This is a genomic window from Streptomyces sp. YS-3, from assembly GCF_045257485.1.
GTDB lineage: Bacteria > Actinomycetota > Actinomycetes > Streptomycetales > Streptomycetaceae > Streptomyces.
This window is the reverse complement of sequence record NZ_JBJHPC010000056.1, coordinates 1-21,255: the sequence shown is the minus strand read 5'-3', so window position 1 is coordinate 21,255 and position 21,255 is coordinate 1. Positions and strand designations below refer to the sequence as shown.

The 21,255-nt window shown below is 72.0% G+C and carries 20 protein-coding genes and 1 pseudogene; 14 read left to right on the top strand and 7 right to left on the bottom strand.

The window, feature by feature from the left end; all coding sequences use genetic code 11:
* From ACJA3G_RS08095 to ACJA3G_RS08060, 8 genes and pseudogenes are all read left to right on the top strand, one after another.
* Positions 1 to 409: pseudogene (locus tag ACJA3G_RS08095) on the top strand (hypothetical protein); the annotation flags it as partial.
* Positions 410 to 454: 45 nt separating this feature from the next.
* Positions 455 to 877: a phage tail protein gene (locus ACJA3G_RS08090; protein ID WP_406552192.1), complete on the top strand. Its 423-nt coding sequence runs from the start codon at positions 455 to 457 to the stop codon at positions 875 to 877.
* Between the two features lie 44 nt (positions 878 to 921).
* Positions 922 to 1,644 carry a LysM peptidoglycan-binding domain-containing protein gene (locus ACJA3G_RS08085; protein WP_406552191.1) on the top strand — a complete coding sequence of 241 codons (723 nt, stop codon included), beginning with the start codon at positions 922 to 924 and terminating at the stop codon, positions 1,642 to 1,644.
* A complete protein-coding gene (locus tag ACJA3G_RS08080; RefSeq protein ID WP_406552190.1) occupies positions 1,644 to 3,551 on the top strand; it encodes a VgrG-related protein in 1,908 nt (635 codons plus the stop codon). Before ACJA3G_RS08085 ends, ACJA3G_RS08080 begins: the two co-directional genes overlap by 1 nt.
* Positions 3,552 to 3,595: 44 nt before the next feature.
* Positions 3,596 to 4,066, top strand: a complete 471-nt coding sequence (locus ACJA3G_RS08075; RefSeq protein ID WP_406552194.1) for a GPW/gp25 family protein — start codon at positions 3,596 to 3,598, stop codon at positions 4,064 to 4,066.
* Positions 4,066 to 6,024 (top strand): putative baseplate assembly protein, encoded by a 1,959-nt coding sequence (locus tag ACJA3G_RS08070; RefSeq protein WP_406552189.1) that lies wholly within the window; start codon positions 4,066 to 4,068, stop codon positions 6,022 to 6,024. Before ACJA3G_RS08075 ends, ACJA3G_RS08070 begins: the two co-directional genes overlap by 1 nt.
* Complete coding sequence (locus ACJA3G_RS08065) at positions 6,021 to 6,587, top strand: phage tail protein (RefSeq protein ID WP_406552188.1); 567 nt, start codon at positions 6,021 to 6,023, stop codon at positions 6,585 to 6,587. Before ACJA3G_RS08070 ends, ACJA3G_RS08065 begins: the two co-directional genes overlap by 4 nt.
* Positions 6,584 to 7,906 carry an NADase-type glycan-binding domain-containing protein gene (locus ACJA3G_RS08060; protein WP_406552187.1) on the top strand — a complete coding sequence of 441 codons (1,323 nt, stop codon included), beginning with the start codon at positions 6,584 to 6,586 and terminating at the stop codon, positions 7,904 to 7,906. The genes ACJA3G_RS08065 and ACJA3G_RS08060 overlap by 4 nt, the downstream gene beginning before the upstream one ends.
* 40 nt (positions 7,907 to 7,946) lie before the next feature.
* Here the strand turns inward: ACJA3G_RS08060 and ACJA3G_RS08055 are convergent, their stop codons facing one another.
* Together ACJA3G_RS08055 and ACJA3G_RS08050 are read right to left on the bottom strand one after the other, a co-directional pair.
* Entirely contained in the window at positions 7,947 to 8,474 is a 528-nt protein-coding gene (locus ACJA3G_RS08055) for a GNAT family N-acetyltransferase (RefSeq protein WP_406552186.1), read from the bottom strand.
* Between the two features lie 67 nt (positions 8,475 to 8,541).
* Positions 8,542 to 9,135, bottom strand: coding sequence for a TetR/AcrR family transcriptional regulator (locus ACJA3G_RS08050; RefSeq protein ID WP_406552185.1), 594 nt, complete (start codon positions 9,133 to 9,135; stop codon positions 8,542 to 8,544).
* A 189-nt stretch (positions 9,136 to 9,324) separates the two neighbouring features.
* Between ACJA3G_RS08050 and ACJA3G_RS08045 the strand changes: the two genes are divergently transcribed.
* On the top strand, positions 9,325 to 9,882 hold the full coding sequence (locus tag ACJA3G_RS08045) for a DUF3237 domain-containing protein (protein WP_406552184.1): 558 nt from the start codon (positions 9,325 to 9,327) through the stop codon (positions 9,880 to 9,882).
* Between the two features lie 124 nt (positions 9,883 to 10,006).
* Here ACJA3G_RS08045 and ACJA3G_RS08040 read toward each other — a convergent pair whose 3' ends face one another.
* Together ACJA3G_RS08040 and ACJA3G_RS08035 are read right to left on the bottom strand one after the other, a co-directional pair.
* Positions 10,007 to 11,227, bottom strand: coding sequence for a PP2C family protein-serine/threonine phosphatase (locus ACJA3G_RS08040; RefSeq protein WP_406552183.1), 1,221 nt, complete (start codon positions 11,225 to 11,227; stop codon positions 10,007 to 10,009).
* Positions 11,228 to 11,386: 159 nt separating this feature from the next.
* A complete protein-coding gene (locus tag ACJA3G_RS08035; protein WP_406552182.1) occupies positions 11,387 to 12,175 on the bottom strand; it encodes a VOC family protein in 789 nt (262 codons plus the stop codon).
* A 249-nt stretch (positions 12,176 to 12,424) separates the two neighbouring features.
* Here ACJA3G_RS08035 and ACJA3G_RS08030 point away from each other — a divergent pair, with 249 nt between their 5' ends.
* From ACJA3G_RS08030 to ACJA3G_RS08020, 3 genes are all read left to right on the top strand, one after another.
* A complete protein-coding gene (locus tag ACJA3G_RS08030; protein WP_406552181.1) occupies positions 12,425 to 13,078 on the top strand; it encodes a CatB-related O-acetyltransferase in 654 nt (217 codons plus the stop codon).
* Positions 13,079 to 13,134: 56 nt separating this feature from the next.
* Complete coding sequence (locus ACJA3G_RS08025) at positions 13,135 to 13,680, top strand: flavoprotein (RefSeq protein WP_406552180.1); 546 nt, start codon at positions 13,135 to 13,137, stop codon at positions 13,678 to 13,680.
* 266 nt (positions 13,681 to 13,946) lie between these two features.
* Positions 13,947 to 15,272, top strand: coding sequence for a phosphatase PAP2 family protein (locus ACJA3G_RS08020; RefSeq protein ID WP_406552179.1), 1,326 nt, complete (start codon positions 13,947 to 13,949; stop codon positions 15,270 to 15,272).
* A gap of 26 nt (positions 15,273 to 15,298) precedes the next feature.
* On the opposite strand, the gene ACJA3G_RS08015 is transcribed toward ACJA3G_RS08020, so the two are convergent.
* A complete protein-coding gene (locus tag ACJA3G_RS08015; RefSeq protein WP_406552178.1) occupies positions 15,299 to 16,603 on the bottom strand; it encodes an MFS transporter in 1,305 nt (434 codons plus the stop codon).
* Positions 16,604 to 16,830: 227 nt separating this feature from the next.
* Here ACJA3G_RS08015 and ACJA3G_RS08010 point away from each other — a divergent pair, with 227 nt between their 5' ends.
* Positions 16,831 to 17,064 (top strand): chaplin, encoded by a 234-nt coding sequence (locus tag ACJA3G_RS08010; protein WP_406552177.1) that lies wholly within the window; start codon positions 16,831 to 16,833, stop codon positions 17,062 to 17,064.
* 213 nt (positions 17,065 to 17,277) lie between these two features.
* Entirely contained in the window at positions 17,278 to 17,574 is a 297-nt protein-coding gene (locus ACJA3G_RS08005) for a hypothetical protein (protein WP_406552176.1), read from the top strand.
* Positions 17,575 to 17,653: 79 nt separating this feature from the next.
* Here the strand turns inward: ACJA3G_RS08005 and ACJA3G_RS08000 are convergent, their stop codons facing one another.
* Together ACJA3G_RS08000 and ACJA3G_RS07995 are read right to left on the bottom strand one after the other, a co-directional pair.
* Complete coding sequence (locus ACJA3G_RS08000) at positions 17,654 to 19,393, bottom strand: ferritin-like domain-containing protein (RefSeq protein WP_406552175.1); 1,740 nt, start codon at positions 19,391 to 19,393, stop codon at positions 17,654 to 17,656.
* On the bottom strand, positions 19,390 to 21,174 hold the full coding sequence (locus ACJA3G_RS07995) for a xanthine dehydrogenase family protein molybdopterin-binding subunit (RefSeq protein ID WP_406552193.1): 1,785 nt from the start codon (positions 21,172 to 21,174) through the stop codon (positions 19,390 to 19,392). Before ACJA3G_RS07995 ends, ACJA3G_RS08000 begins: the two co-directional genes overlap by 4 nt.
* Positions 21,175 to 21,255 lie beyond the last annotated feature (81 nt).

Genomic DNA, 21,255 nt, shown 5'->3' with positions numbered 1-21,255 from the left:
GCGGGCCCCCGGCCGTACCGTCGGAGCCCTCGCAGCCGCCGCGGCAGCGTCCGTCGCACCCACCCTGGAGCATCTGAGCCGGCCCCCGGCCGGGCAGGCGCGATCGGACCGGACGGCACCGGCCTCCGGCGCCGCCCGGCGCGACGACGACCTGCCGTCGTACGACTCCGTCGTGTCGGGGACGGCGAACGCGGTGTCCGGGTACACCGTCGATCCCCTGCCCGGACACTCGGCGAACCCGCCGGGATACGCGGCGGTGCCCGAGGGCGGGCTGGATCCGCGGCGGCTCAGCGAGTTCCAGCTCGACGAGCTGGTGCACCGGATCATCGGCCGCGTCACCCGCCAGATCCGGACGGAGCTGCGCATGGACCGCGAACGGATCGGCCGACTGCGCGACTCCCGCCGCTGACCGGCGGCGACGGACACCCCACCAGCGAGAGAAAGGCGCACCCCGATGCCCCGTCAGGACCCGGGCTCCACCATCTGGTTCACCCTCGCCATCGACGGCGAGAGCCTCGGCTACTTCAACGGGTGCGAGGGGCTGTCCTCCCAGGTGGAGATCGAGCATCGGCAGGAGGGCGGCAACAACGGGTTCGTCTGGGCGCTGCCCACCCGCGTCACCTTCTCCACCATCCGGCTGACCCGGCCGCTCACCCCGGACACCACGAAGGTCGCCAAGTGGATCTCCTCCGTGCAGACCGGGATCAAGCGGCCCACCGCCCAGATCTCGGCGCTGCGGGCGGACGGGTCGGAGGTGGCCCGCTGGGGGCTGATCGACGTCCTGCCGGTCAGCTGGCAGGGGCCGACGCTCGACCCGGCGAGTCCCGGCGTCGCCACGGAGGTGCTGGAGATCGCCCACCACGGCTTCACCGACTGACGGCCCGAGGGCCCACCGGACGAAGGACCGCAGAGGAAGAGCACATGGCCAAGAGCAGCAAGGGCGCGGGCAAGAGCCTGGTACGCGCCACCCTCGCCATCCACGAGCCCCCGCTCGGCACGAGCACCACCCCCGGGGGGCTGATCGAGACGTTCAGCTTCGAGTTCAACCCCGCTCAGCTCTCGATCAGCCGCCGCGCCCAGTGGAAGGTGACGACGACCGCTGCCGTACGGGACGGCTCCAAGCCGGAGTTCATGGGGCCCGATCCCCGGGAGATGACCGTCGAGATCTTCCTGGACTCCTCGGACGACCCGTCCGACGACACGGTCCTGAAGAAGGTGGAGACGCTGCTGAGCTGCTGCGAGACCACCGATCTGAGCATCGACGCCGATCAGCCGTCGCCGCCCTGGGTGGTCTTCGAATGGGGGTCGTTCTCGACCGCCCGGTTCACCGCGTACGTCTCCTCCGTCGACGCCGCGTACTCGCTGTTCGGCACCACCGGTGTGCCCATTCGGGCCACCTGCCAGATGCGGTTGCACGAGATCCCCTCCAAGACGAAGTGGCAGAACCCCACCTCGGGCGCGCTCACCGTGCAGCGCGTACACCGCGTCGTCGCGGGGGACACGCTGCAGTCGCTGGCGTGGCGCCAGTACGGGGACGCCACGGCGTGGCGGGCGATCGCCGAGGCGAACGGCATCGACGACCCGTCCCGGCTGGGGTCCGGCGCCGAACTCATCCTGCCCGCCGCCGAGGAGGTGCGTCGCTGATGCCGCCGATCGCGTACTCCAGCATCCTGCGTGTCACGTTCGACGGCCGGGAACTCGCGCACGACATCGCCCCGTTGCTGGTGGACGGCTCGGTCGACCAGGGAGCGGGCGTGCCCGCCGCCTTCCGGCTCACCTTCCGCGACCCCGACCGGGTGGTCCTGCGTGAGCTGAAGGCGAAGTTCGGTACCGAGGTGGTCATCACGCCGATCGCCGACGGCCAGGGCACGGGCGACCCCCTGATGGTCGGTGAGGTCACCGGCCTGGAGGCCGACTACGACGGGACCGGCACCTTCACCGTCGTGCGCGGCTACGACTACGGGCACCGGCTGATGCGCCAGCGCCGGGTCGTCGCGTACCGCAACCAGCTCGCCTCCGACATCGCCCGCACACTGGCGGTCCAGGACGGTGTGCGCATCGGCCGTATCGAGGCGACCCGGACGCTGTACGAGTTCCTCAGCCAGCCCAACGTCACCGACTGGGACTTCCTCGCCCGGCTCGCCGACGAGAACAAGATGGTCATGTCGCTGGACGCCCAGGGCCGTTTCCAGTTCGTCCGGCCGAAGTCGTCCTCCGGTGCGCCCTCGCCGCGGACCGACAGCGAGAAGAGCCCGTTCGTGCTGCGGGCGCGCAAGGACATCCTGCGGCTGCGGGCCGCGGTCACCGCCGCCGACCAGGTCGGCAAGGTCGAGTCGCGCGGCTGGAACGTCACCACCAAGAGGCAGATCAAGGAGACGCAGAACGTCGATACGGACGCGGGCATCGGGATCGGCACCGACTCCAGCCGGATCGCGCGGAAGTTCAGGCCCGCCAGGCTCGTCGAGACCGATGTGCCCTATGACACCGTCAGCGAGGTCCGCCACGCCGCCGAGGCCCTGGCCGCCGATGTGACCTCCGCCTTCGCCGAGCTGGAGGTCGTCGTGCGCGGGAACCCCAAGCTGCGGCCGGGCGTGCCCGTGGCGCTCTCCCGGGTCGGGGAACCCTTCGAGGGCAAGTACACCGTCACCTCGGTACGGCACGTCTTCGGCGACGGCAAGCACTACGAGTCCTGGGTGAACGTCACCGGACGCCAGTGGCGTTCGCTGTACGGGCTGGCCTCCGGCGGCGGGGGCGCGGTCGCGGGAGCCCGGCTGCCGGGCGTGGTCAACGCGCTGGTCACCGACGTACAGGACCCGTTGGAGCAGGGCAGGGTCAAGCTCACGTTCCCCTGGCTCGACGACACCTACGTCAGTGACTGGGCGCGCAGCGTGCAACTCGGCGGCAAGGGCGGAGGCGGTGTGTTCCCCATGGACGTGGGGGACGAGGTGCTCGTCGGCTTCGACCGGGGCGCCCTGGACCACCCGTTCGTGATCGGGGGGCTCTACAACGGCCGCGACAAGCCGACCCCGAACGAGGTCCCCCTGCACCACGGGCTGAAGAAGCAGGCCATCCGGCACACCCTGTCCGACCGCCGGGGCAACCGCGTCGACCTGCTCAGCCAGCAGACCGGGGGCCGCGAGCAGGGCGTACGGATCGCCACCGGCAACGACCGGCTGACCATCAACCTGGACCGCACCAAGACGGAGATCACCGTGGACAGCGCGGGCGCCGTCACCATCAAGGGCGGGCGCTCGGTGTCGGTCGAGGCGGGCACCGACCTCCACCTCAGGGCCAAGCGCAACGTGTCCATCCGCAGCGGTGGTGCGCTCAGCATCCAGGGCAGCGGTCTGGTCAGCCTCCGCTCCCTGGCCGGTGTGGTGGGCGTGTCGGCGGCGAGTGTCCTCGACTTCAAGGCGGGGGCCGCCGCGACCATGACCGCCGGCGCCGGTGTGCAGATCAACTCCACCGCCAACGTGGGCATCCGCGCGGCCACGCTCATGCTCAACGGTCTGGTCATGGTCAACAACAAGAAGTACCCGCTGCCCTCATGACGAGGACGCGAGTGACGTACGAGAAGGGAACGGGTGGGTCTCTGATGGCCGAGCAGTTCGTCGGGTCGGGCTGGGCGTTCCCGCTGCGCATCGGGCCCACCGGCGGTATCGCCCTGGTGAGCGGCGAGCGCGAGGTGGAGGAGGCGATCCGGCTCGTACTGGCCACCGCGCCCGGGGAGCGGCCCATGCGCCCCGAGTTCGGCTGCGCCATCCACGACCTGGTCTTCGCGCCGGTCAACGAGCAGACCGCGGGCCGCATCCAGCACGAGGTCCTGATCAGCCTCGACCGCTGGGAGCCGCGTATCGAGGTGCACGAGGTGGACGTCACCGCGGGAGACGACCAGAGCGTGCTGTACATCGACGTCCGCTACTCCATCCGCGGCACCAACAACCCGCGCAGTCTGGTCTTCCCCTTCTACGTCATCCCCTCCCACGACGAACCCGGTCTGCCGGGTCCCTCGGACGGTCCCGGCGGACCGGCCGGCCCCGGTACCCACCCCGAAAGCGAACGCTGATGTCCCTGCCCTCGCCCAACCTCGACGACCGCCGCTTCCAGCAGTTCGTCGACGACGCCAAGCGCTACATCCAGCAACGCGCCCCGGAGTGGACCGACCACAACGTCTCCGACCCCGGTGTCACCCTGATCGAGACGGTCGCGCACATGGCCGACCAGATCGTCTACCGCCTCAACCGGGTGCCGGAGAAGAACCATCTGGCCTTCCTCGACCTGGCCGGGATCACCCTGTTCCCGCCGGCGCCGGCCCGCACCGAGGTCACCTTCTGGCTGTCCGCCCCGCAGGAGGAGCCCATCTCCGTGCCGGTGGGCACCGAGGTCTCCACCGTACGCACCGAACGGGACGAGGCCGTCGTCTTCGCCACCGAACGCGATCTGACGGTCGTCCCCTGCTTCCTCGGCCACCTGGTGGTGCAGCATCAGGGCGAGCCGGTCGCCGACCGTACCGCCGACCTCGTCGAGGGGCGCGACCTGGCGTGCTTCGCCGCATCGCCCCGCGTCGGCGACTGCCTGCTGCTGGGGCTCAGCGCCGCCGTCCCGGACTGCGCCCTCGCCCTCGAACTCGACAGCCGCGTCGACGGCGTCGGCGTCGACCCCCGTCAGCCGCCGCTGGTGTGGGAGGCGTGGACCGAGGACGGCTGGCAGCCCTGCGAGGTCGACCGGGACGGCACCGGCGGCCTCAACCGCCCCGGCGACATCGTCCTGCACGTCCCGGGCGGCCATGTGCTGTCCCGCAACGGCGGCCAGGAGGCGGGCTGGGTGCGCTGCCGCGTCACCGACCCGCTGCCCGGCCAGCCCTTCTACACGACGACGCCCACCATCCGCTCCGCCGAGGCCTTCACCATCGGCGCCACCACCCGCGCCGTGCACGCCGAGACCGTCCACGACGAGGCCCTCGGCGAGTCGACCGGCCTGCCCGGTCAGCGGCTGCGCCTGGCCCACGCGCCCGTCGTCGCCGACGATCCGCCCCTGCTGCTCCAGACCGCCGGGCACGACGGCTGGCAGGACTGGCGGGTCGTACCCCACTTCGCCGCGTCCCGCCCCGACGACCGGCACATCACCCTGGACGCCGCCACCGGGGAGATCGCCTTCGGCCCGGCCGTCCGCGAGCCCGACGGCAGCCTGCGGCAGTACGGCGCCGTCGCCGCCAAGGGGTCCGTGATCCGCGCCCGCCGCTACCGGACCGGCGGCGGACGCTCGGGCAATGTGGCCCGGGGCGCCGTCCGGGTGCTGCGGACGTCCATCCCGTACGTCGCCGAGGTCGTCAACCGCGAGGCCGCGCGCGGCGGTGTCGCCGGCGAGACGGTCGAGGAGGCCAAGCTGCGGGCCCCCATCACCCTGCGCGCCCAGGAGCGTGCCGTGACCCTGCGCGACTACGAGGAGCTGGCCCGCCGTGCCGCCCCGGAGACCGCCCGCATCACGTGTCTGGAGGGCGAGGCGGAGGAGCACGGCGCCTACGCGGTACGGGTCGTGGTCGTCCCGCAGGCGGTCCCCGACCCCGGTGGCCGGCTCCGCTTCGAGCAACTCGTGCCCGGCGACGAGCTGCTCGGGCGGATCACCCGGCACCTCGACGAACGCCGCCTCATCGGCACCCGCCTCGCGGTCGGGCCGCCCTACTACCAGGGCGTCACCGTCGTCGCCACCGTCCACGCCTTCCGCGGCGCCGACACCGACCTGGTGCGCCGCCGGGCCCACGACGCCCTCTACCACCACCTGGACCCGCTCACCGGCGGTGCGGACGGCCGCGGCTGGCCCTTCGGCCGCCCCGTGCAGTCCGGCGAGGTCTTCGCGGTCCTGCAGCGCGTCCCCGGTGTCGAACTCGTCGACCAGGTCGTCCTGCATCCGGCCGACCCGCTCACCGGCAAACGCGGTGACCCCACCGACCGTATCGATCTCGACGCGCCGTCGCTGGTCTTCTCCTACGACCACCGCGTCCGCGTGATCGGGGACGCGTCATGACCGGCGGCAGGGGCTCGGTCGACGGCCTGGGGTCGTCGGCGCCCATCGGCGCCATGCTCCCGGCCGTGTTCGCCGACGACGACCTCGCCCAGCGCTTCGTCGGCGGACTCGACGATGTGCTCGCCCCCGTCCTCAACGTCCTGGACTGCCTCGACACCTACTTCGACCCGGCCCTGACGCCCGTGGACTTCGCGCGGTGGCTGGGCACCTGGGTCGGCGCCGAGACCGAAGGCATCGAGTCCGAGGCCCGGCTGCGCGCCGCCGTCGCGGCGGCCACCCGGCTGCACCGCGTCCGCGGCACCCGGCGGGGCCTGGCCGAGGCGGTACGTCTGGTCTTCGGCGTCACGCCCGAGATCACCGAGAGCGGCGGTGCCGCCTGGCACGCGCGGCCCCTCGGCCCGTTCCCCGGCGCCCCGCGCCCGCGTCTGCACGTCGCGCTCCGGCTGCCCGAGCCCACCCCGGCCGACGCCCACCGCCTGGACGTGCTCGTCGCCGCCGCCCGCCCCGCCCATATGCCCTACACCGTAGAAGTATCCGCCGCTGAAAGGACCCCGCAGCGATGACCTCCCAGAACTGCGCCGAGTGCGGCACCCGCGCGGAACCCGGCCAGTCCTTCTGCGACTCCTGCGGTGCCGTCCTGGGCTGGGACCGGGCCGGGGCCCGCACGCCCCGCCTCCCGGCCACCGCGGACAGTGCCGCCGCCCGCGACTCGGTCATGGACCACCCCGCCGGCGGCCCGCCGGTCACCCCCCGGGCCCTGCCGGACGCGCCACCGGCCGGCGACCACAACGCCCCCTCGGCGGGCGCCCCCGCGCCTGTGGAGCGGGCCCCGGCTCCCGCGTCCGGCCGGGACGGGGAGGGGCCACCGTCCATCCCCGCCGCCCGGCCCCCGTACGACACGGGATACGACGCGGGCGACAACGCGCCCACGGTGCCGATGCCACCCACCCCGGCGTCGGCCGCCGCCGAAGACCCCGCGGACAGCGCCGACGAACGGGCCCGGTCCCTGCTCGTCCCCGTCGCCGACCCGCAGACGCCGGGTCCGGCCGCGCCGCCGCCCGTCGCGCCCGTCCTGCCCGGGCGCCCCGACGCCGACCGTCCGCAGGTCCGCGCCCCCGGCCACCGTGAGGACGCCGGCGGGCCACCGTGCCGGTGGTGCGCCACCCCCAACCGGCCCGACCGTCACTTCTGCGGACGGTGCGCGATGCCGCTCGCCGAGGAGGCCGAACAGCCCACCGCACACCGCCCCTGGTGGCGCCGTCTGCTCGGCCGGGAACGCGACACCCCGTGGGCGGGCGAACGGCCCCCGCTGCGCCGGATGTTCGACCGCATCGGCACCTGGGTGGGGGTGGCCGTCGTGGTGACCGGCGTCGTCCTCGCGGTCCTGTACGTCCCCGACGCCGTCAACGCCACGCGCGACCACTTCGCCAAGCGCGCCCCCGTGGCGCCCGACGGCTTCCGCGCCTCGCGCTCCTACGCCGGACACCAGCCGCAGCTCGCCTTCGACAAGCGCAGCAACACGTGGTGGGGTCCGGGCGTCTCGCAGTCCGGGCAGGGCCAGTGGATCGAGGTGAGCTTCGCGGAGCCCACCCGGCTGCTGGACGTGGTCATCACGCCGGGCGTCTCCGCGCGCGCCGACAAGCTGGGCGATTCGGCGCTGCCGCACCGCCTCAAGGCGACGGTGACCACGAAGGACGGCAGGACCACGACCCGCGACATCACCCTCGACCAGGGCGCGGGCGGCCAGCGCCGCTCCTTCCGGGTCGGCGACGCCGTCCGGGTCCGCCTCACCGTCGAGACGGCCTACGCGACCTCCGGCGACAAGCAGGTCGCCATCGCGGAGGTCGAGTTCTTCGGCCGCTCCAGCTCGAACACCCTCTGACCGGCGGCGCCGGACGGGGGAGGGGCGTGGTTCCGGAGGTCTACACGGGCCTCTGGAACCAGGCGACGTCCCAGTACCTGCCGAACTTCCGCCCGACTTCCCGGTACACCCCGACGGGCTGGAAGCCGAAGCGCAGATGGAGCTGGAGGGATGCCTCGTTCGGCAGGGCCACACCGGCGAGCACCTGGCGTACGTCCTCGCCTTTCAGCACCTCGAAGAGCGCCGTGTACAGCTGGCTGCCGACACCACGGCCCACCTGCTCGGGCGCCAGGTAGACACTGGTCTCGACCGAGGTCGAGTACGCCGGCTTCGGGCGGAACGCGCTGCTGGTCGCGTAGCCGAGGACCGTGCCGCCCTCCTCGGCCACCAGGAGCCGGTGCGGGCCGTGGCCGGGGTGGGCGGCCAGCCATGGGCGGCGCTGCTCGACGGTGAACGGCTCGATGTCGAAGGTGATCGGCGTCTCGACGACGTAGTGGTTGTAGATCCGGGTCAGTTCCTCCAGGTCGTCCTCGACGGCTGCCCGGATCCGCATCGGGGCGGCGGCTGCCCCGTTCACTGTGCTGCTCATCCGCCGACCCTAGTCAGCACACGTTTCACGGTTGTTTCGCTCGTCCCGGGGCGGAAAGGGGTCTTCATCAGCGCGCCGGCGCGAGGAACCCGTCCACCGTGCGGCGGACCCGGGCGACGGCACCGGCCTCGCCCAGACGCAGCGCCAGATTGGCGGCATGAAACACCGCATCGATCTGAAACGCCGTCAGATCTGGGTCCTGTGGGGTGATTTCGCCGGATTCGACGGCGTGCCGCAGCTCGCGCGCGAGGAGTGCCTGCCAGGTGCGGCGGTGCAGTGCCAGTACGCCGCGCACGCTTCCGGGCCGGTCGTCGAACTCCGGCAGGTTGGCGGCCCAGAAGCAGCCGCCGGTGAAGAGGGGTTCCTCGGCGTAGACGATCCAGTGTTCCGTGAGCGCACGCAGTCGGGCGGCCCCGGGCGGGGCGCTCTCGGCGGGTCGGACGACCGCCTCGGTGAACGCCTGGCGGGCCGCCTCCGCGACCGCGAGTTGCAGGTTCTCCTTGGTCTTGAAGAGGGTCTGCACGCCGCTCTTGCTCAGCCCGAGATCGGTCGCGAGCCGGCCGATGCTGAGGCCTTCGAGCCCCTCCTGCGAGGCCACGTCGACGCCGTGGCGTGCGACCTTCTGCCGCGTCCGGGCGCCGCGAAGGAGCCGCTGGTCCACCACCGCCTCCTCTCCGCCCCGCAGTGAAGGTGCGGTCCTGTGCGCGGGCTGACGCCCCGTGTGCTCGCTCATCCACTCCATCCTCCCACTCCCTTGCCTTAACTATACGACCGGTCGTACGTTTTGTTGCCCAGCGTTTGTCCGCGCCGGAGCCGGCTCACCCGAACCGGCGTCCTCCAGGAGGCAGTTGTGCAGGATCACCGCGTATCCGAGCCGTCGCACGCGTCGGCCGTCGCCGTCGACAGCCGTCGAGTGCCCGTGGATCCACGGGTGAAGGATGTCGGCAACGTCCGCACCGCCCATCTGTTCGACATGGTCGTCGACCTGGACCCGCGGCTGCCCGTCGGTGACGGACCGTTCGGCCGCCGCGTCTTCTTCGGCGCCGCGGGCGGCACCTTCGCGGGCCCCAGAGTGCGCGGCGAGGTACTGCCCGGAGGCGGGGACTGGGCGCTGTTCGCCCCGGACGCGACGATGCGCCTGGATGTGCGTCTGACCCTGCGCACCCACGACGGCGCGCTCCTGTATCTGACCTACGGGGGCCGTTGGGTCACCCCGCCCGATCTGCGCGACGCCATGGCCGACCCCGCCGAGCGGCACCGCGTCCATCCCGCCCGCTATTACTTCCGCACCACCCCCCTCTTCGAGACGGGGGCCGAGGCCTACGCGTGGCTCAACGACACGGTCTGCGTGGGGTCGGGGTACCTCGTCGAGGGGGGTGTCGCCTACAGGATCAGCCAAATCCTGTGACGGAACGTCAGGAGCCGTGCGCACCCGGCTTTGTCGGCGGGCCCCGATGAGCCCGCCCACCAGCGCGAGGGAACGCCTTCCTCAAGGTGACCGCAGGCATGTCCGCCCTGCGAGTTCCTCGCCCTCACCCCCGGCGTGGCTCGGGCTTCGTCGACGGCGCCCACCATTCGATGAGGAGCATGGTGGCGTCGTCGCGCAGGTCACTCTCCCCGCTGTCGAGGATGGAGTGGATGAGGCGCCGCAGTGTCTCCGCGGCCAGTTCGCCCGCCGCGGTGGCGAGGATGATGGAGTCGGTGAAGCGCTCCACACCGAACTCCCCGCCCCCGGCGGTGCGCGCCTCCGTGACGCCGTCGGTGTAGAGCAGCACCCGGTCGCCGGGCTCCAGCGTCACCTGGTGGACGGCTCTGGGCTCGGTGCTGAACCTGGCGGGCAGACCCATCGGCGGCTGAGGGGTGCGTTCGAGGGCGCCGTCGACGACGCGCCCGTCCCGGATCAGCAGAGGCGGCGGATGCCCGCAGTTGCACCAGCTGAACACTCCGGTGGCCAGATCGAGCTGGGTGAGGATGCCGGTGCAGTACTTGTCCGGCAGCCACTGGGCGAGTGCCTGGTCGATGGTGTCGACGAGGTCGAGCAGCCCCGCCTCGGCCCGACGCGCGTTGCGGCAGCCCGCCAGCGCGACCGAGGTCGTCAGCCCGGAGGCCAGGTCGTGGCCCATGGCGTCGAGGATCGCGGCGTGCAGGGTGGACTGGGTGAGCGAGTGGTCGAAGGCGTCACCGCCGATCTCGTACGCCGGTTCGAGTACGGCTGTGGAGACGACATGCGTGTTGCCGATGGTGCGCGGGGGGAGGAAGGCGCGGAGCATCTCGGCGGGCAGTCGCATCCGCTCGGCCCGCGCCTTGCGCGCGAAGCTGTCGCTGTAGGCGCGCTTGGAGGTGATGGCCATCGCCACGACCTGGGTCAGCATCCGGCAGCGCCGCAGCCGTACGGCGTCCACGGAGCGCGTCCGCACCCCCAGCACCCCCAGCCGCTCGGCTCCGTCCACGACAGGTAGCCAGAGGCACAGGACGCCGGTCTCCACGTCCTCCATGCGGAGCGACACCGTCCGGTAGCACCAGCCGGCGATGGACGTGTTGATGTCCAGGGTCGCCAGCCCCTCGGTGAGCGGGACCAGCCGGCGCTGCTGAAGGTCGGTCAGATAGATGACGACCTCTCCCAGGCCGTACGTCTCGGCGCACCGGTTCACCAGGGCCGGCAGGTCCATCGGTGGCGCGGCGTGCACCTGGGCGAGGAACTCCTCCAGCAACCGCTCGCCGCCACCGGGGTTCTCGGCGCCATCCCGGCCCATGGCCGACCACCTCCTCCTTGAGGCAGTCTCACACCCCCTCCGGTATCCCGCCCGGCGCGCCCGCTCGCGTGCGGCCACCCGGCGGAAGCGGGCCCGCGCCAGGGGCCGGGCACCACTCCGCCGTCCCATTGACGCGGCGGCCCGGCCCCGCCCATGCCGTCAGCCGGCCTCGCCGCGGAAGGGGGTGATGACGGCGAAGGTGCCGCCCTGCGGGTCCTGCACGACCGCCATCCGGCCGGTACTCATGTCGAAGGGAGGCTTGCGGACGGCGCCGCCCGCCCGGACGACGGCCTCGGCCACGCGGTCGGTGCCGTCGACCTCGAAGTACGTCAGCCAGTGCGAGGGCGTGCCCTCGGGGAGCTTGTCGAGCCCCTGCATTCCGGCGACGGTCCGCCCGTCCACCTGGATGGCGAAGTATCCCGGCTCGCCCTCCATCGGGGTCCTGGCGATGCCCAGGACGCGGGCGTAGAAGCGCGACGCGGCGTCGGGGTCGCTGGTGTTCAGCTCGTTCCAGATGAACGCACCTGGCTCGTTGACGATCCGCGCGCCGAAGAAGTCCCGGGCCTGCCACAGTCCGAACGCCGCCCCCGTGGGATCGGTGGCTGTCGCCACCCGGCCGAGCGTGCGCACGTCGGTGCCGGGACCGACGACCGAGCCGCCGCTCTCCACGATCGTCTTCACGCTCGCGTCGACGTCGGCGACGGCGAAGTAGGTGGTCCACACACTCCGCGCGGCGGGCCCGCCGTCGGGGGATATCGCGGTCGCGATACCGGCGACGGGTTTCCCCTTCAGGGTGCAGATGGCGTACCCACCGCTCTCCGGCGTCCCGGCCGCGACCTCCCAGCCGAAGACGTCACGGTAGAAGGCGAATGCCGCCCGCTGGTCGGGTACCACGAGGTCGACCCAGCAGGGAGTCCCGGGCAGACAGGGGCTGTTGACATCGGACATGGGCAGTCTCCAAGGGGATGGACGGTCGGGACGAGGAGCGGCGACGCCGCTCCGGGCAACCGGTGACCTCTCCAGCCCCAGGACGCCCAAAACCCCGACCGAGCCTCAACACGACCTCATCGCCTTCGCGTTGAGCCTCCGACACGCCTGCCGCGACAGCGAGCCACGTACAAAATCGGTGTCCCGGCGGGGCGTGGTGGCGCGATCATGGAGCGGACAGTGAGCCACCGCCCGGAAGGACCACCCGCCATGCCCCTGCCCGCCGATCCCACGGTCCTGCACCCCATGCCCGGGCAGCCACGCGTGGTGCTGCTCAAGCCCCTGGTGAAGTCCCCGTTGATCGAGGTCGGGGAGTACTCGTACTACGACGACCCGGACGACCCGACCGCGTTCGAAACGCGGAACGTGCTCTACCACTACGGCCCGGAGAAGCTGATCATCGGCAGGTTCTGCGCGCTGGGCACGGGCGTGCGGTTCCTCATGAACGGCGCCAACCACCGCATGGACGGCCCCTCGACCTTTCCCTTCCCCACCCTGGGCGGCTCCTGGTCCGACCACTTCGACCTGCTCACGGACCTGCCGAACCGGGGGGACACGGTCGTCGGCAACGACGTCTGGTTCGGTTACGACACGAAGGTGATGCCCGGCGTGCGGATCGGACACGGCGCGATCATCGCCTCCGGCGCCATGGTCGCGAGCGACGTACCCGACTACGCCGTCGTCGCCGGCAACCCCGCCCGCCTCGTCCGTACCCGCTACAGCGAACAGGACATCGCCCGGCTGCTGGCCGTGGCCTGGTGGGACTGGCCGGCGGAGCACATCACCGAGCACGTGCGCACGATCATGTCCGGCAGCGTCGCCGAACTGGAGGCCGCCGCTCCACCGGCACCCGGCGTGGGGTGAGGAGCGGAGCAGGAGGCGGTTGCATGTGATCCACTTGCCGGGGTGGGATGGGTGTCATGACGATGCCTCGGACTCTTTATCTGTTCTGCTCGGCGGCGCCCCCGGTCTTCGACGTGGCCGGGGTCGTCGAGGCCGCCCAGGCCGACGGCTGGGACGTCTGCCTCGGGCTCACGCCGTCCGCCGCCCACTGGCTGGAGGGCAGCCTCGACGGGCTGGCGGTGCTGACCGGGCATCCGGTGCGCTTCGACTACGGGCGGCCCGGCGAGCCCGACGTGTGGCCGGAGGCCGACGCCGTCCTGTTCGCGCCGGCCACCTTCAACTCGGTCAACGCATGGGCGCTCGGGCTGACGAACAGTTTTGTCATCGGGGTCGTGGCGGAGGTGATCGGCAAGGGCGTTCCGACCGTGGCGATGCCCTGCGTCAACGCCGCCCAGGTGCGCCACCCCGCGTTCGAGCGCTCGGTGGAGACACTGCGCGCGGCCGGAGTGACCGTGCTCCACGGCGAGGAAGCATTCATTCCGAATCAGCCGGAGGAGGGGCCTCCGGAGGGATACCCGTGGCGTGTCGCTCTTACGGCCGCCGCGCGAGTCCTCACTCCGTAAGGCGAAAGGATCACCCTCTCTCCCCGCCCGCGTTTGCCGAGGCCCCCCGGCCGACAGCCCGGGGGGCCTCGCGGCACCCACGGCCCGGCAAACCACCCGCCCCGCTCCGATAGCATGATCGAACGGCGGTCGCCCCCAACGCCCGTCCTTCACCGGAGAAACACGCTGTCCGGCACGAGGGGCGACCTATTAACGGAATATCTCACACATCGGCCGGATAATTGAACTCGATAATACCGCGGGTGCTTTCGCGAATAAACTTCAGAATGGATTTCTCCGCGCTGCGTCGGCCGCGGGGGATCCTGTGGGCTGCCGTAGGTGTGGCGACCCTGGGGTTTTTCGTCGCACTGGAGATCACCGCGCATTATTACGGCATGTCCGGGCCGATCACCGGCCAGGTTCCGGAGCTGATCGTCGCCCCCAAATCGGGGCCGCTCCTGTACGCCGGCATGGCGCTGATGATGGTGGTGCTCACCTGGCGGCAACGGTTCGTCGCCGCCGGGTTCGCGGTCGGTATCGACGCCGTCTTCATGCTGGTGCGCTGGGCCGTCGACGCCAAGATGGCCTTCGGGAACGGTCCGCTGTGGGTGATTCTGGCCTGTGCCGTCATCGCCGTGACCCGCCGCACCGGCAAGGAGCGCCTCCTGATGCTCAAGGGCGTCGGGCTGGGGATGCTCCTCGTGGTCGGCCACAAGACGGGCGACACCTGGCTGCTCATCACCTCGAAGACGCGCCCGAACGTGCTCGACCAGTACGTGGTGACCGCCGACCACGCGCTGGGCAACCCCTCCTGGGTGGCCGGCCGGATCGTCGAGGCCGGGGGCCCGGTCGGCTCCCACATCCTCCACTTCGTCTACGGGCAGCTGCCGCTCGCGGCGGCCCTCTTCGCGCTGTACCAGTTGCGCAACGTGGCCGCCGAGCGCCGCTTCCCCGGCCATCACCTGGTGCGCACCTTCCTGGTCATCGGCCTGGTCGGACCGGCCGTCTACATGCTCTTCCCCGTGGTCGGACCGGTCTTCACCTACGGCGACGGCGCCTTCGGCACCGGCGGCGAACCCTGGGCGCTGGCCCAGATGTGGCCGCACACGGTGCCCTCCATCGGCGCCCCGCACCCCTTCCCGTACGACGGGGTCACGCCGCGCAACTGCATGCCCAGCCTGCACACGGCGTGGGCCACCACGATCTTCATCCATTCCCGCAACGCCCCGCGGATCGGGCGGATCGCCGGTACGTTCTGGCTGGTCGCCACGCTCAGCGCGACGCTGGGATTCGGTTACCACTACGGTGCGGATCTCCTCGCCGGTGTCGTCTTCGCCCTCACGACAGAAGCGGCGATGCGCTCCTTCGACCGGGGCTGGGAACGGTCGGGAATCCAGCTCGTTCTTTACGGGGTGACGGTCTTCACCGCGCTTCTGCTCTCGTACCGCTATCTGTCGCTGGAAATGGCCGAGTATCCGCTCGTGTTCGGGCCCCTTCTCCTTCTCGCAATGGGCTCAGTGGTGTACGGATACGTACGGACCACCAAGGGATGGAAAACGGATACCGTGCCCGCGGGGCAGCCGGAACCGGAACCCCAGCCCGAATTGGTCTGAGCTCCCACGAATCCGAGGGCCCGGCCCTACGCCGCCGGGACCCGCTCACGCTGCGCCTTACGGCGAAGCGCCTCCTCGTCCGTATCCGCGTCGTAGGTCACCAGCTTCGGCAGGGCGGCCGACAGCAGGGCCACGGACGCCAGACAGGCCAGGCCCCCGGACCAGAAGGCGGACCGGGTGCCCGTCCACCCCGCCATCGCGCCCGCCCGGACCTGGCCCAGCTGCGGCCCGACGCTGTACGAGAGCACCTCGATGCCCGCCAGCCGTCCGCGCAACCGCTCCGGGATCGTCTGGTTCCAGATCGTGGAGCGCCCCAGGCCGCTCAGCATGTCGCCGGCGCCCGCCGCGCCCAGACAGAGCAGCACCAGCCAGATGTCGGAGAACCAGCCGGCCGCCGCGATCGCCAGCCCCCATCCGGCGGCCCCGAAGACCACCAGCAGCCCGTGCCGCCGTACCCGTGCGGTCCATCCGCTGGTCAGGCTGACCAGCACCGATCCGGCCGACCCGGCGGCGTACATCAGGCCCAGGGCCCACGGCGCGTCCAGCTCGTCCGCCAGGAACGGGAAGATCGTGTTCGGGAACGCGAAGAACATCGCCGCCAGGTCGACGGCGTACGTGCCCAGCAGCACCGGACGCGACCACGCGTAGCGCGCGCCCTCGGCGATGCCGCGCAGGGACGGCCGGTCCGCGCCGTGCGCGGGCGGGGCGGGGGAGAGCCGCAGGCACAGCAGCGCCGAGCCGAGGAAGCCCGCCGCCGTCAGGGCGTACGCCGTGCCGTGACCCGCGTACGCCACCACCAGCCCGGCTGCTGCCGGACCGGCGATCATCCCGATCTGCCAGCGCACCGCGTTGAGCGCGGCGGCGGCCGTCTGCTGCTCGTGCGGCACGATGCGCGCCAGCAGCGAGTCCAGCGCGGGCCGCTGGAGCCCGGCCAGGGCCGAGACGCACCCCGCGACCACATACAGCGGCCACAGCCGGGGCGTGGCCAGGACCGCGTTGCCCAGCAGCAGCACCGCCAGCACCGCGAGTCCGGCCTCGGTCGCCAGGATCACCCTGCGGCGGTCCACGGCGTCGGCGAGCGCCCCGCCGTACAGCCCGAACACCACCAGCGGCACCAGCTCGACCAGGCCCATCGCCCCCACCGCGAGCGGCGAGCCGGTGAGCTCCTTGATCTGGAGCGGCAGCGCGACCATGGCCATCGAACTGGCGAAGATCGCGACGATGCCCTGCACCCAGAGCAGCCGGAAGTCGGCGGAGGACCGCCACGGGGAGAGGTCCGGCAGCAGTCCGGCGAGACGTGAGCGGGTGGTGGGGGATGCCGTGGTGGTCACGAGTGACGATGGTGTGGGGCGGCGCCGATCCAGGGCAATCGATTTTCCGGGGGAGGCGGTCGGCGGGGTGTGCGGCCGGGCTGGGGGCGCGGTTGCGCCCAATGGGTCAAACGCGTGTCTCCCGTGGGGGTGAATCTCGGCAAACGGAACGATTAACCGATGAGTCGGCGCGGCTCGGCGTGATGGGCTTCGGCGGTCACCTCGTTCCACCGAAATCTGGGAGAGACATGCGTATTCGCACTGCCTTCGTTGCCGTGGCCGCTGTTGCCGGTGTGGTCGCCGGGACCGGTGCGGCGGCGGCCGACGCCGGTGCCAAGGGTGCGGCCATCGGGTCCCCGGGATTCCTCTCGGGCAACGTGATCCAGGTGCCCATCCACCTGCCGATCAACATCTGCGGCAACAGCGTGGACGTCATCGGTCTGCTGAACCCCGCCGCCGGCAACACCTGCATCAACGACTGACCGCGCCAGGGGCGCCGGGTCCGACCCCCGGCGCCCCCGGGTGCTGCCCGGCCGGTCCGGCCGGGCGGCACCCGGGGCCGCGGCTCGACGGGGACCGGGAGCGTTCGGGTCTCCGCGGGGCTTGGAGCGGCCGTTCGGCTCAGCGGGCGCGCGGGGGGTTCACCGAGGTGGTCGACTGGGCCCGTTCAGACTCACCACTGTCCAGGAGCCAGCATGGCGATCGTCGTGATCTTTGAATTCGCAGGGATGACCGAGGCCCAGTACGAGCAGAGCGCGGAGAAGGTCGCCGGGCGGCCCGGCCCGGTCAAGAGCCCGTCGGACTGGCCGGTGGCCGGCCTCGTCTCGCACGCAGCCGCTCCCATGCCGAACGGCTGGCTCGTCGTCGACGTATGGGAGTCGGAAGAGGCCTTCCGGGAGTTCGGCAAGACCGTCCTTCCGGTCCTGGAGGAGCTTGGCGTCCATGGCGCGGAGCCGAAGATCTACCCGGCTCACACCGTGGTGACCCGGTAGGGCTACCGCTCAGGCGGATCGCGCCGGTCATGACCGCCCAGCCCGGCCGGGCCCGTCGTCACCCTCCGCGGAACAGTCCCTACAGCACCGACGACAGCTCCCACAGCGTCTCGCGCGCGCAGTTGGCCGGGTAGTCGTACGGCAGGTGGCGGGCGTAGCGCTGCTGGTCGAGGGCGATCTGCCGCACCATGGTGTGGGCCAGACGCAGGTTCTCCGTGTCGTCCAGCCCGGCGGCGTACCCCGCGACGAACACGTCGAACGGAAGGCCTTCGCCGCGGTGCGCCAGCGCGGTCCCCAGGGCGCGGAGCGGGCCGGTCATGTGCCGGCGCGCGGCGCTGTGGAAGCGCATGCCCTGCCGGTAGGACGCGTCCAGCAGCATGCACACCGCCCAGTAGTGGAGATTGGCCAGGTGCCGCAGCGCGGGGACCGGCTCGTCGGGGACGGGGGTGCCGGACGGTGGCAGTCCGCTGGAGTGGTGCAGCGGGACCACCGGGTGGTCCGGGCCGGCCGGATTCCATACGTCGGAGCACTCCCGCAGAGCGGGATGGGTGCCCTCGAACATGGACCGGAAGAGCGTGAAGTGCTCGCTCTCGCCCTCTTCGCGCAGCAGCTCCAGCCTGGCGAACCAGGACGTGTAGTCGAGCCGGTCCGGCTCCCGGTCGCGCAGCAGCTCCAGTACGCGGGTGACCTTCCGGTACAGGCTGCCGACCTGGTTGGGGCGCGGGGCGGTGGGCGCCGCCGCCCCGAGCACCTCGTACAGGCGGTCCACGAAGGCCTGGTCCTCCGGGGTGTGCTGCTCGGCGGGGTCGACCGCGCTGGGCGACGCCTCGACGTACACGTACTTCGCCAGGCTGTGCAGACTCAGCGGTTCCAGCACGAAGTCGAAGGGATAGATGTCCTGCTCGTACGGGAACTGCTGGCGGCCGAGGTGGGGGGCCGCGCCGAGCGCCACGAGCAGCGAGTTGACGATGTCGAGGTGGGTCATCTCCTCGATGGCCACACCCATCAGGTGCAGCGGCCGGCCCCCGTAGCGGTGGCTGGGCCAGCCGGCGAGGTCGGCGAAGCGCGGCACCTTGATCGAGAAGGCCGCGTAGAGGTACTGCACGAGCAGTGAGTGCTCGACCTCCGCGCCGTCGCGCAGAAGACGGATCAGTTCGAGGGACGGGTCGTCGAACACCGGGGTGTACCCGAGCCGTTCGGTGTCCGCCGCGGTCAGCGCGGGCGTCCGGAGCGGGCGAGGGGCGCTCCCGCGGGTCGCCGATCCGGTGGGCGCGGGCGACGGCGGCGGGGCCGGGCGGTGTTCCTCCCGCGCGGCGGCCAGCACGCCCGCCCGGTACCGCTCGTAGTTCGTACAGCGGCACACATGCGAGCCGAGGACGGTGTCGACCGTCTCCTCCAGCGGCTGCCCGGTGTCGTCGGCTCCGCCCCGCGAGACGTGGTCGACGACGACGCTTCCGGCGACGGTGAAACCGGCCGCGCAGTATCCGCACTGGAACGCCTGGAGGTCCAGGAACGCCTGCTGTACGGGGTGCAGCGCGTCCCCGGCCGCCAGGCCCTCCACAGTGGTCACCTCCCACCCCCGGACGTGCCGCATGCTGGTCATACAGGCCTGACGGGTCACCAGCGGAGCCTGGGCGCGGGGGCGGACCGCGACCGTGCAGGCCCGGCACTCCCCGATGGAACACCCGATCTTCGTGCCGGTCAGGCCCAGCTCCTCGTGCAGGAAGTGGACGAGGGACATGTCGCCGGGCACGGAACGCCCTTGATGGCGAACGCCGTTGACGGTCAGATCCAGCTCGGTTTCCGGCTCCTGCATCATGACCGCCCGTCGTCGGGGAGAACCAGGTCCGCCAGGCGGATCGGGGTGCGCGAGGGCCAGCAGCGGTCGTCACCGTGGCCCAGCGCGTGCGCGACGGCGTTGGCGACGGCGGGCGCGACGCTCGTCATGGTCGCCTCCCCGACCCCCTTGTGCCGCAGGTTCGGGCCACCGGCGCCGAGTACGCCCGTCGCGGGCAGCGGCATCAGCACCGTCCGGCGCCGGATGCCGGTGAGATCTGCGTACCGGGCAAGGCGGTAGCGGTCGAAGTTGACATAGGGGCCGGCGCCGGTCTCCGGGGGCAGCTCCTCGTGGAGGGAGTGGGAGATACCCATGGCGAGCCCGCCCTCCACCTGGCCCTCCAGCGCGGACGGCAGCAGCGGGTCGCCCGCGTCCAGGAACGTCACCGCGTCCACCACCCGGATCGTCCCGCGCCCCGGCACGACCTCCACACCGATCAGATGGCCCGCCGCCGCGTACAGCGACCGCGGCACGAAGTCCCCGCCCGGCCCGCGCGCGGGCGGAGCCCTGAGCGGGCCGACGGGCGGGAGCGGTACGGGGTCGTCGTCGGGGGAGCGGACGAGCGCCAGCGCGTCGACGGACGCCTCGTGGGTCACCCCGTCCGTCCCGAACGTCGCCCGTGACCAGCCGTTGCAGAAGAAACCGTGCGCCATGACGCAGGTCGGCGCTCCCGTCCGCTCCAGTTCGCGCGCCAGATCCGCGAGCGGCACCACGGGCCGGCCCGGCAGCCGCACCGCACCGTCCTGCCAGGCCGCCAGCAGTTCGTCGTCGGTCAGTGCGGGTTCGTCCAGCAGCGCGCGTGCCGTGGGCAGCAGACGCAGGCGCAGGAGGGCCCGGCACGCCTCCCGGACGACGTGCACATGGAAGAACGCCGTCTTGGAGGCGCTGCTCGCGCCGTGGGACAGCGAGATCTTCACCTGGTCGTGCGACCCGGCCTCCTTGAGCCGCTGGGCGAAGCGTTCGAAGGGACCCACCTCACCGAGCCGGGCCGCCGCCGGCACGCCCAGCACGTCCTGGACGGCCTGTTCCAGGGCGCCGCGGGAGCCCTGCCCCATCTCCACGCTCTGGCCCCACACCACCGCCCGGCCGTCCGAGCCCACCCGCACCGCCGTGTACACGCTGTCCTGGGTCGTTCCGTACGCCTCCATGCAGCAGGCGAAACCCACCCCGTACAGGGCGCCGTCGCCGCGCCGGGCGACCCGGTCGCGCACCTCGTCGCGCTCCCGCCACAGCGGGTGCTCCCGAGCCGCCGCGCACACATCGGCGGCGGCGACGTGGAACCGCAGCGGGGTGCCCGCGAGGTCGGTGTCGGGGGCGTCGGCCGGGTCGGCGGTGCCCGCGCGGACCACGTTGGCCAGACGGAAGTCGATGGGATCCATGCCCAGGTCCCGCACGGCGAACCGGTCGATGGCGGTCTCCAGGTTGAACGCCACCTGCGGGATGCCGAAGCCGCGCATCGAGCCGACGGCGGGGATCGGCCTCTCCAGCACGATGGCGTGCACGGAGGCGCGTGGCACCCGATAGGGGCCCGTGGCGTGCAGGGCCGCGAGCCCCAGCACGGGCCCGTTGAGGTTCGCCTCGACACCGCCGTGCAGCACCACGAACGACCGCATCGCCCGGATCCGGCCGTCCGGTTCGGCGCGGATCCAGCTGCGGACGGCCGAGGCATGGCGCTTCAGACCGCCCTGGAACTGCTCGCGCCGGTCATAGGCCAGCCGGACGGGGCCGGGCGCGAACAGTTCCAGGGCGGTCTGAAGCGCCATGCCTCGGCCGTCCGCAGCTGGATCCGCGCCGAACCGGACGGCCGGATCCGGGCGATGCGGTCGTTCGTGGTGCTGCACGGC